7 protein-coding genes are annotated in these 11,281 nt (G+C 64.3%); 5 read left to right on the forward strand and 2 right to left on the reverse strand.

The features are described 5' to 3' along the window. Positions 1 to 22: 22 nt before the first annotated feature. Positions 23 to 1,321 (reverse strand): macrolide 2'-phosphotransferase, encoded by a 1,299-nt coding sequence (locus KNN17_RS19380; RefSeq protein WP_241710500.1) that lies wholly within the window; start codon positions 1,319 to 1,321, stop codon positions 23 to 25. Between the two features lie 143 nt (positions 1,322 to 1,464). Between KNN17_RS19380 and nudC the strand changes: the two genes are divergently transcribed. From nudC to KNN17_RS19395, 3 genes are read left to right on the forward strand one after another with little or no spacing between them, the layout of a single operon-like run. Continuing rightward, positions 1,465 to 2,451, forward strand: coding sequence for an NAD(+) diphosphatase (gene nudC, locus KNN17_RS19385; protein ID WP_241710501.1), 987 nt, complete (start codon positions 1,465 to 1,467; stop codon positions 2,449 to 2,451). Beyond that, complete coding sequence (locus KNN17_RS19390; RefSeq protein WP_241710502.1) at positions 2,448 to 4,580, forward strand: ATP-dependent DNA helicase UvrD2; 2,133 nt, start codon at positions 2,448 to 2,450, stop codon at positions 4,578 to 4,580. The genes nudC and KNN17_RS19390 overlap by 4 nt, the downstream gene beginning before the upstream one ends. 50 nt (positions 4,581 to 4,630) lie before the next feature. Further along, positions 4,631 to 5,209, forward strand: a complete 579-nt coding sequence (locus tag KNN17_RS19395) for a M48 metallopeptidase family protein (RefSeq protein ID WP_241710507.1) — start codon at positions 4,631 to 4,633, stop codon at positions 5,207 to 5,209. A 15-nt stretch (positions 5,210 to 5,224) separates the two neighbouring features. Here KNN17_RS19395 and KNN17_RS19400 read toward each other — a convergent pair whose 3' ends face one another. After that, on the reverse strand, positions 5,225 to 6,670 hold the full coding sequence (locus tag KNN17_RS19400; RefSeq protein ID WP_241710503.1) for a zinc-dependent metalloprotease: 1,446 nt from the start codon (positions 6,668 to 6,670) through the stop codon (positions 5,225 to 5,227). Between the two features lie 216 nt (positions 6,671 to 6,886). Between KNN17_RS19400 and KNN17_RS19405 the strand changes: the two genes are divergently transcribed. Both KNN17_RS19405 and KNN17_RS19410 read left to right on the forward strand, forming a co-directional pair. Beyond that, positions 6,887 to 8,083 (forward strand): YlbL family protein, encoded by a 1,197-nt coding sequence (locus tag KNN17_RS19405; protein ID WP_372489704.1) that lies wholly within the window; start codon positions 6,887 to 6,889, stop codon positions 8,081 to 8,083. A gap of 135 nt (positions 8,084 to 8,218) precedes the next feature. After that, positions 8,219 to 11,218, forward strand: a complete 3,000-nt coding sequence (locus KNN17_RS19410) for a UPF0182 family membrane protein (RefSeq protein ID WP_078108347.1) — start codon at positions 8,219 to 8,221, stop codon at positions 11,216 to 11,218. Positions 11,219 to 11,281: the final 63 nt, after the last annotated feature.

The raw sequence follows: 11,281 nt of genomic DNA on the forward strand, positions 1-11,281 counted from the left end.
ACCGCAGCCAAGCCGGGACGGACTAGTGGTCCTTGGCGTCCTGCAACGGTGCGGGCTCCACTACTTGGAGGGCCGTCGTCGAGGTGTCGTCTGATTCGGACGGCGCCTCGGGTGCCGGGGCTGTCCCGTTTGTCGATTCTCCCGAACCGTCCTCGGCGGCGACGCCCGTGGCAGCTTCCCCGAGGGGTGCAACCGTGACTGACGGCGTTGCCGCGGCAGTTTCCGGACGGGCCGCGGGAACGTCGTCGTCAGCAGATTCCGGGATGGCTGTGACACTCACCGTGGGCTTCGCTGAGTCGCCCTCAGCGGCCGCGGCTTCCGAAACCATGACAACTGCGGGTGCGGCAAGCGCGTCCGCAGCGGCAAGCTCCGCGGCTGCGGCCTCGGCCTCCTCGGCTGCCAACGCGTTTTGCTGCTCGATGTCGTCGGCGAGGGACTTGAGCATCGCCTCGGCTTCTGCCGTCATTTCACTGTGGCCGGCCGCCAAGGCCTTGACGAGATACTGGGCCAGGGCGAATTCGGCAAGGAGCGCCGAGCGTCGGAGCAGGTGGCCGTCCGGAGTGTCGCGTCGGGCTTCCGTGTAGTGCCGCATGACGGATTCCACGAATCTCTGTTCGTTTGACGCCACGAGCCAGGCAAAGTCATCGGCGGGATCGCCGATGCGCAGATCGGTCCATCCCGTCACGGCCGTGACACTGTCGCCATCGACCAGCAGATTGTCTTCGTGCAGATCGCCGTGGACCACGCACGGGTTGAAGCGCCACAACGCCACATCCTCGAGTGCGTGCTCCCAGCGACGCAGCAGGGCGGGCGGTATCTTGCCCGTTGTGGCAGCCTGGTCCAGCTCGTTCAACTTGCGCTGGCGGAATTCGTTGGCCGTGTAGCTGGGAAGGTCGGCGTTGTTCACGAGCGATTGGGGGAGGTCGTGGACGGCGGCCAGCGCCGCACCGATCTCCTTGGCCAAGGAGTCACTGCAGGTGGACAGTTCTTCGATGCTGCGCGTGGCCCCGGCCAAGTGGGCATAGACAAAGGTGCTCAGCGCGCCTTGGCGCACCGTTCCGGCGACAGTGGGCATCAGAAAAGGCAGTTCGGCCCGGATTGCCGGCGCGAAAGCCCGCAGAATCATGAATTCGGTTTCCAGCCGCGCGCTGGCTTCCGGATGGCGTGGCGAACGGACGCGCCAACGCTTGCCCTCGGAGTCCACCAGGAGCGCCGAATCGAAATCGGCAGCATCATCCGGGGCAGAGGCGGCAGCCATCGGCGTCAGGCCGGGCACCGCCGCAGTAGCTACAGCGGCCAGTTCGAACGGTGTTCTTCTCACGTCTTCCACGGTAGATTGACATGCGCCTCTGGCAGCGATGCAGTGCGGCGAGTCTTGAGATCCGCTGGAAAACAGCATTCAGGGGTGTGCATCGCTGAAGGTTCCAAATGTCAATTGTCGGTGCGAGTCAGTACGGTAGGTACATGAGTTTCACCGAGTTCCAGGCGCCGGCAAACCACCTTATCGATACCGTTCTTCCGGTGCGCCCAGCCATGGTTGACCGCGGATCTGCCGAACGCCTGAAGCCAGGCATGCTGGATGAAGTGATCTCCTCGGGCGCGGCCAAAGCCATGGTGTTGTCCCAGCGCCAAGCCCTCGTCGTGGGCGACAAGCTGTGGCTGGGCGACGCCGCGCCGCTCTTCGACGCCCTTCAAGCGGCTGGCGGACCGCTCACTGCCATCTATCTCGGCCGGACCCTCGCTGCTTCATCGGCCCCGGAGAAAACGCCCATCGTCCTCTTTGTGCCCGCCGAGCCGCTTTCGCCCGGAGCCGCGGGCCTTCCGGCCGACGGTTCCTGGGCAGGATTCCGGGAGGTCGCTGCCCGTCTCGGTGCCATGGACACGGCCTTGTTTGTTGAGGCCAGCGCCATTTCCAACTGGCATGCAACCCATACCCACTGCCCGCAGTGTGGAACTCCCACGGAAATCGAAGCCGGCGGCTGGGTCCGGCGGTGCCCGCGGGACAAATCGGAACACTATCCAAGGACCGATCCGGCCATCATCGTCACCGTGGTCGGTTCCGACGGCAGGCTGCTCCTGGGCGGAGGAGGGCCGCTTGACGCCAAGAACTACTCCACGCTGGCCGGCTTCGTGGAGCCGGGGGAATCGCTTGAACAGGCCGTGGTCCGCGAAATCGGCGAAGAAGTGGGCGTGCGGGTCACCGCGTGCCAGTACCTTGGATCGCAGTCGTGGCCGTTTCCGGCCTCCCTCATGCTCGGGTTCACCGCAACAACGGACGACGTCGAGGCCCGGCCCGACGGCGTCGAGGTCACCCGGGCGCGCTGGTTCAGCCGCGCGGAACTGCAGGCAGCCGTGCTCAGCGGTGAAATCACGATCTCCACGAGGCTTTCGATTGCGCGTTCCCTGATCGAGCACTGGTACGGCGGCGTCATCGAGGACCTCCAGCAGTGACAGACGGTATTTTCAGCGAGACCGTTTCACTCGAGGACCGGATTCTCGGCGGCCTTGATGCCGAGCAGCGGGAAGTCGCCAGCAACCTCAACGGGCCGATGTGCGTCCTGGCCGGAGCGGGTACGGGAAAAACCCGGGCCATTACGCACCGCATTGCCTACGGTGTGCACTCCGGTGTCTACAGCCCGCAGCGCCTCCTGGCCGTCACCTTCACGTCCCGGGCGGCCGCCGAGATGCGCAGCCGGCTGCGGGATCTCGGCGTCGGAAACGTCCAGGCACGCACCTTTCACGCTGCGGCGCTCAGGCAACTCCAGTTCTTCTGGCCGCAGGCAATCGGCGGCGTCCTGCCGAACTTGCTGGACCACAAGGCGAACATGATCGCCGAAGCCGCGCGGCGGCTCCGGTTGAGTACGGACCGGGCATCCATCCGTGATCTTGCTGCTGAGATCGAGTGGGCCAAGGTTTCCATGCTGACGCCGGCCAACTACCTTGAGAACGCGCACGGCCGCGGCACTCCGGGAGGCTTCGACCTCACCGCCGTCGCACGGGTTTTCCAGTCTTACGAGGACGTGAAGACGGACCGCAATGTGATCGACTTCGAGGACGTCCTGTTGATCACGGTGGGCATCCTCCAGGAGGACCCGAAAGTGGCAGCCACGGTCCGCGAGCAGTACCGGCACTTTGTGGTGGACGAGTACCAGGACGTTTCCCCGCTCCAGCAGAGGCTTCTGGAGCTGTGGCTCGGCGGCCGCGACGAACTCTGCGTAGTGGGCGACTCCAGCCAGACCATCTACTCCTTCACGGGAGCCTCTCCCAAGCATCTCCTCGGATTCAAGGGCCATTACCCTTCGGCGACGGTCGTCAAACTCGTTCGCGACTACCGTTCCACGCCCCAAGTGGTGAAGCTCGCCAACGATCTCCTGGGATCCCGCCGCAGTGGTGGGACGGTTGCCGACGCCGCTTGGGCCAAGCCCCTGCAGTTGGTAGCCCAGCGCCCGGCCGGACCTGAGCCCCGGTTCATGGAATGCCCCGACGACGAAGCCGAGGCGGCGGTGGTCGCGGGCCGGATCCGGGAATTGATCGACGCCGGCACCAAGGCGAGCGAGATTGCCGTGCTTTTCCGCACCAACGGCCAGTCGGAAGCGTACGAACAAGCTCTTGCCTCTGCGGGTATCGGCTACCAGTTGCGGGGCGGTGAGCGTTTCTTCGCCCGCAAGGAAGTCCGCGACGCCATCCTGCAGCTGCGGGCGGCCACGCGTGCCGTTGCCGAGGATTCCGGCAAGGAACCGCTCGGCCAACTGGTCCGGGACATCGTGGCTTCGCTCGGCTACACGGATGCCGCCCCACATAGCGGCGGTGCCCTCCGCGAACGCTGGGAGTCGCTGGCAGCACTGGTGGCACTCGCGGACGAACTTGTTGTCAGCCGTGGGCCGGAATTCACCTTGATGGAATTCGTCAACGAACTCCAGGAACGTTCGGTTGCGCAGCACGCGCCGACGGTCCAGGGCGTGACCCTCGCATCGCTGCACGCCGCGAAGGGCCTGGAATGGGATGCCGTGTTCCTGGTCGGCTTGAGCGAAGGACTCATGCCTATTTCCTTTGCCGACACTCCCGAGAGCGTGGACGAAGAACGCCGACTTCTCTACGTCGGGATCACGCGGGCGCGCGAGCACCTGAACCTGTCCTGGTCCACGGCCCGCACGCCGGGCGGCCGTGCCAACCGCAAGCCTTCGCGCTTCCTCGACGGGCTCCGTCCCGATTCGGTGCTCGGAGCCAGCGCGCGCAGCCGCGCCACTCCACGGCGCAAGGCGGCAGCACCGGCGTCGTGCAGGGTCTGCGGCACGATGCTCGCCACTGGCGCCGAACGCAAAGTGGGTCGCTGTAGCCAGTGCCCGCCTACGTACGAAGAACAGACTTTTGAGGCCTTGCGGCAATGGCGCAAGGAAGAGGCCTTGAGCAACGATGTCCCCGCCTACGTGGTCTTCACGGACGCGACATTGACGGCCATCGCCGAAGCCCGGCCCACTTCGCTTGAGGAGCTTGCGAAACTCGCCGGCGTCGGACCCTCCAAGCTGGAAAAGTACGGCGAAGCCGTGCTGGCGGTTCTGGTCGAGAACGGGTCTGCCTAGTGCCTCCGGTCGCGCGCCAGCCGGCTTTGCCGCTGACCACCGACGACGGCATGCCTGTCGTCGTTCGTCGCTCCGCCCGCCGTCGTCGTACCGTGGCGGCCTTCTGGGAGGACGGGAATGCCGTTATTGCGATCCCTGCCCACTTCACGAAGGCACAGGAGAATGAATGGGTCCGGCGGATGCTGGACAAGCTCAAGAGGCAGGGGGAGCGGGGCGCTCAGGGTTCCGGCAGGAGGAGGCCCGCGAGCGACGCGGCCCTTGCCGCTCACGCCGCGGAACTCTCGTCACGGTACCTGGGCGGGCGTGCGGCCCCGACGTCGGTCCGCTGGGTCAGCAACCAGAAGTCACGGTGGGGCTCGGCGACTCCCGCGGACGGGACCATCCGGCTTTCGGACAAGCTCCGGGCCATGCCCCAATGGGTGATCGACTACGTGTTGCTCCACGAACTCGCGCACCTTCTGGTGGCCGGGCACAATGCCGCGTTTTGGCGCCTGCTGGAGGCGTACCCCGAAACGCAGCCGGCGAAGGCCTTCCTGGAGGGCGTCGCCTTTGCGACGTCGCGGGGGCTTGGACCGGATGAAGAAGGCGCCGGCGCACCAGCCGGGGGCTGGGACGCCGACGCCGACTAGGCGTTTCAGGAGCGGCTATCCTTTGGGCTCTTCGGGTCCCGTGTTGTCGGGGGAATCTCCGTCTTCAGGCTTCGGAGCCTCCGGGGTGCCCTCTGTGTTCTCCTCATCCTTCGGAGCGTCGTAGCCGCCTTCAAGGAGCTTCTGCAATGCATCGTCCACCTCGGTGTCGCTGGCTTCAGCCAAGCGGCGCCGTTCGGTGAAGCCCGCCGGGTCGTCGAGGTCATGCGCGGTGGGGAGCAGGTCGGGGTGCTGCCAGATGGCGTCGCGGCCGGCGATTCCACGTTCGTCCTTCAAAGCGGCCCAGAGCGTCGCGGCTTCGCGCAGGCGCCGCGGGCGCAGCTCGAGTCCCACCAGCGAGGAGAACGCGTGTTCGGCGGGTCCTCCCGTGGCGCGGCGCCTGCGCACGGTCTCGCGGAGGGCGACGGCGGATGGCAGCACGTTCTCGGTGGCGGCGGCCGTGAGTTCGTCCACCCAGCCCTCAACCAGCGCCAGGGCGGTTTCGAGTTTCTCGAGGGCAGCCGACTGTTCGGGAGTGCGTTCGGGGGTGAATACCCCTTGGGAGAGGGCTTCTTGAATGCCCTCGGGGTTGCCGGGATCCAGGTCCCGGGCGAGATCCTCCACGCGGGACAAGTCGATATGGATGCCCCGGGCATACGCTTCAATCGCTCCGAGGAGATGGCCGCGCAGCCATGGAACCTGCACAAAGAGCCGGGCATGTGCGGCTTCACGGACGGCGAGGAACAACCGGACGTCGTTCTCAGGGACGCTCAGGCCTTCGCCGAACTTCGCCACATTGGCTGGCAGCAACGCTATTTCGAGGTCGGCGAGTGGGACGCCGATGTCGGTGGAGCTGACCACTTCGGCGGACAGGGCGCCGATGGCCTGGCCCAGTTGCATTCCGAAGATTGCTCCACCCATGTTCTGCAACATGGACGAGGTACCGCCCATCATGGCCTTCATTTCTTCCGGCATCTGCTGGGTCAGCGCGTCCGACAGGGCGTTGGCGATGCTGTTGGCCACCGGCTCCGTGAGCCGTTTCCACGTAGCGAGGGTAGCTTCCACCCATTCAGCGCGGGACCAAGCGCGGCCGATGAGGCCGGTTGCCTGAAGATCGGTCACCGGATCGAGCCAGAGTTCCGCGAGCCGGAGCGCTTCGTCGACCTCGCGCGCCTGCACGGCGTTCACCGAGGGATCAGTGCCGGCAGCGGCAACCCGGCGGGCGTTCTCGTGGGCGAGCTGCCAATTGACAGGGCCCTCGGAAGTGGAGCTCATCATGGCCTGTACCTGGGCGAACATTTGCTGCAGCATGTTGGGGTCGTTTGGCAGCCCTGCGGCCTTTGCCAGTTCGGCGGGGTCGATGTTGCCCATGCCTTGCCCGCCCATCAGGTTCTTCAGCATTTCTGCCAAGGGATCCACGGGTGAATCGTCTCCATTAGGAGGGGTATTGGGGTTGGAGGTCATGGTGCCGCCGATCGTCGGTGTGACTGGTGATCACTTTCAAGGTACCGCGATGCCCGGGGGCTGTCTGCCTCAGGAACGCGTCGTTCGCTCTAGGCAAAGCACGTCTGGCAGGCACAGCAAGTAGGGTGGATCGTTGGTATGTTTACTGGCCTCCACCCTGAGGGGGTCGAAACGGTAGCGTTGGGCACACAGTTCCCGGCGCGGAGAGGCCTTTCATTGACTAGTTTGCCGAGCCCCGGAGCTGCCGCGGAACCCGGACAGCCTCTCGGCCCCTCCACCCCCCAGGGCGTCCCGACGTCGGACGGCCGTTTCGCGGCGGGGGACGCCGCGCCATCGCAGGAACCGCCCCAACCGCCACGTCGCCGGGACGGACGGTACATCGCGATGCTGGTCTCCGGCGCGCTGACCATCGTCCTGGGAATCGCCGCGGCTGTCCTCCCTGTTCCCTACGTCGTGGAATCTCCCGGTCCGACGTTCAACACCTTGGGTACCGACCACAACAAACCGGTCATCAGCATCACGGGACACGCGACATATCCCGCCAAGGGCAACCTGGACCTGACCACCGTCTACATCAACGGCGGCCCCAACGGACCCGTCAACATTTTCGAGGCGTTCCAAGCATGGCTGGACGGTTCGAAGGCGGTATATCCCGAAGAACTTCTCTATCCCAAGGGCACCACCAGGCAGCAATCCGAACAGGAAAGCGCGGTTGCCATGACCACCTCCCAGGAGAACGCCGTTGCCTCGGCCCTCCAGGAGGAAAACATTCCGTACGGGCAGAAGCTTGAAGTCGCGGGGCTGTCCGACGGCTCGGCCTCCTCAGGCAAACTCCAAGCGGGGGATGTCTTTACCTCGATCAACGGCAAGGCGATCACGTCCCTGAACGTCGTCCAAACCGCACTGGCGGCCGGCGCGGGGGCGCCGGCCGCCGTCGTGGTCGACCGGAACGGCAAGCCCGTAACGGTGAGCATCACCCCGGGCAAGGGCTCAAACGGCAAGTACATCCTGGGCGTACTGCTGCAGTACAAGTTCACCTTCCCGTTCGACGTCAAGATCTCCCTGGACCAGGTGGGCGGACCGAGTGCCGGCATGATGTTCGCACTGGGCATCATCGATAGCATCACCCCCGGCGACCTCACGGGTGGCAAGCATGTGGCCGGCACGGGCACCATTTCGCCGGACGGCACCGTCGGCCCGATTGGTGGAATCGCCCAGAAAATGCGCGGAGCCCGCAATGGCGGCGCCACCCTTTTCCTGGCGCCCGCCGCCAACTGCGACGAGGTCGTGGGGCACATTCCGGACGGGCTGCAGGTAGTCAAAGTGGACACTCTGGCGGACGCAAAATCAGCCGTTGAACGACTCGCCTCGGGCCAGGACATGTCCCGCCTCCCGGCATGCTCCAACAACTAGACTGATGATGGAACTTAGCTCCACTGCCACTCGTGGCACTAATGACGGCCTCCGCCATTAGCACCCGGCACCGGGGCCGACGAACACACACGCACTGATGACCGTAAACTGACGACCAGCGATGAGGTATCGAGTTTGTCCCGTCCAGCCAGCACCAGCCCGCCCGGAAGACCGCAGCGGAGACGGGGTGCCCTCACTCCAACTTTGATCATCGTCGCCGTCGTGGTGGTGGGATTCATTTTCTTCGCCAATGTGTGGACAGACGTCCTCTGGTATCAGCAGTTGGGCTTCTTCGAAGTCTATTTCCGGGAGAACCTGGCCCGGATCCTGATCTTCCTCGCGGGCTTCGTGCTGATGGCCGTGCCGATTTTCTACGCAATCCGCGTCGCCTATCACGCACGGCCTGTCTACGCCCCGGACGCCGAGGTCAGGGACAACCTGAACCGGTACCAGGCTCAACTCGAACCTGTGCGGCGCGTGGTCATGATCGGCATCCCCGTGCTGTTCGGCCTCTTCGCCGGCAGCGCGGCCGCGAGCCAGTGGCAAGCGGTGCTCTTGTTCTTCAACCAGGTGCCGTTCGGCCAGAGCGACCCGCAATTTGGCCTGGACATCAGTTTCTATCTCATGACCTTGCCGTTCCTCGGCTTCGCCACAGGCTTCCTCATGAGTGTTGTGGTGATCGCCGGCATCGCCGGAATCCTCACCCACTATCTCTATGGAAGCATCCGGCTCATGGAGCGCGGCATCTTCACCAGCCGTGCAGCCCAAATCCACCTCGCCGTGACCGGAGCCGTTTTCCTGCTGCTGCTTGGAGCCAACTTCTGGCTCAACGTCTACGACACCGTTCAGAACCAAGGCGGTCACTGGGCCGGCGCCCTCTATACCGACGTCAACGCGGTGATCCCCACACAGACAATCCTGGCCGTTGCCGCGGGTCTGGTGGCTATCCTCTTCATTGTGGCCGCCGTGATCGGGCGTTGGCGCCTGCCGGTCATCGGCACGGCCATGCTGATCATCACGTCCATCCTCGCGGGAGGGGTCTACCCCTGGGTCATCCAACAGTTCCAGGTCCGCCCCTCTGAGCAGACGTTGGAAAACAAGTACATCGATCGCAATATTTCGATGACCCGGGCAGCGTACGGTTTGGACAAGATCCAGGTATCCCCGTATAACGCCACCACGGACGCCAAGACCGGGGCGCTTGCCAAGGATGCGCAGACCACCGCCAATATCCGGCTGTTGGACCCGAACCTTGTCTCTTCTGCGTTCTCCCAGTTGGAGCAGTACCGTCCGTATTACCAGTTCCCCAAGTCCCTGAACGTCGACCGCTACACCGTGGACGGCAAGACCCAGGACACCGTGATCGCAGTCCGTGAGTTGAACCAGGACGGGCTCAACGCAAGCCAGCAGACCTGGGTCAACCGGCACATCGTCTACACACACGGTTACGGCGTCGTGGCTGCCAAGGGCAACACGGTCACCGTTGACGGCAAGCCGGACTTCCTGTTGTCCGGGATTCCGTCCATGGGTATCCTAGGCAGCGATACGAGCTACCAACCCCGCATCTACTTCGGTGAGGATTCGCCTGACTACTCGGTTGTCGGCGCCCCGGACGGTGCTCCTCAGCGCGAGCAGGACCGTCCTGCCGCCACGGACAGCACCACCGAGACGCAGTACACCTTCACCGGCAATGGTGGCCCCAGCGTGGGCAACTGGTTCAACCGCCTCCTGTACTCCATCAAGTTCCAGTCCTCGGATCTGCTGCTGTCTGACGGCGTCAATGTGAAGTCCCAGATCCTCTACGACCGCTCTCCGCGAGATCGAGTCGAAAAGGTCGCTCCGTACCTGACCGTGGATGGCAGCGCCTATCCGGCGGTTATTGATGGCCGGGTGAAGTGGATCGTGGACGGTTACACCACCAGCCAGTACTTCCCCTACTCCCAGCAGCAACAACTGCAAACCGCCACCGCTGACTCGCAAACGACCTCCGGGCGCACTGCGGTCTTGCCGAACAGCTCCGTCAACTACATCAGGAACTCGGTCAAAGCGACTGTTGACGCCTATGACGGCTCAGTGACGCTGTACGCCTGGGACGACCAGGACCCCATTCTGAAGTCCTGGCAGAAGATCTTCCCCAGCACCATCAAACCGATCTCGGAGATGTCCGGACAGCTGATGAGCCACGTGCGTTATCCGGAGGATCTCTTCAAGGTCCAGCAGGAGCTGCTTGGCCGTTACCACGTGACCAACGCGGACAGCTTCTACCAGAACAACGACGCGTGGAGCGTGCCGAACGATCCTACAGTCACTGATCCCGTCCGGCAGCCTCCGTATTACCTGTCCCTGCAGATGCCCGGCCAGACCAAGCCGGCGTTCCAGCTGACCTCCTCGTTCATTCCACAGGTAGTCAACGGAAACGCCCGGAACATCCTGTATGGCTTCCTGGCTGCCGACTCCGACGCCGGCAACCAGAAGGGGGTGAAGGCGGACTCATATGGCCAGTTGCGATTGCTCCAATTGCCCACGGATACCCAGGTTCCGGGCCCGGGCCAGGCGCAGAACAAGTTCAACTCTGATCCTGAGGTGTCGCAGCAACTCAACCTGCTCAGGCAAGGAGCTTCCGATGTGCTCAACGGCAACCTTCTGACATTGCCGGTGGGTGGCGGCCTGCTTTACGTGCAGCCGGTTTACGTGAAGTCAACTGGCGAAACGTCCTACCCGACGCTTCAGCGAGTGCTCGTAGCCTTTGGTGACAAGGTAGGTTTCGCGTCCACCTTGGATGCGGCGCTGAAGGTCTTGTTCGGCGGCGATTCCGGTGCCTCGGCAGGAGACTCGGCCAATAACGGCCAGACCACCACCACTCCGCCAGGGAGTACTACACCCCCTGCCGCGGCGGATGCCCAGGCTCAGCTGAAGGCTGCGTTGGATCAGGCAAACAAGGCCATCCAAGATGGACAGGCCGCCCTGGCCAAGGGTGACTTCGCGGGATACGGCGCCCAGCAGAACCTTCTGTCCGCAGCAATACAGAAAGCTCTCGACGCCGAGTCGCGGCTTGGCGTCGCCCCGGCTCCGTCAGCGAGTGCAAGCCCGTCGGCGAGCCCGTTGCCGACGCCGTCCCCTTCGCCGAGCAAGTAGGCAATTCTCCAGCCGGCTGATTTCGCCCTGGCCGGGGGTATGAAAGACCGGGCCAGCCCATAG

Source organism: Arthrobacter bambusae (genome assembly GCF_022606295.1).
GTDB lineage: Bacteria > Actinomycetota > Actinomycetes > Actinomycetales > Micrococcaceae > Arthrobacter > Arthrobacter bambusae_A.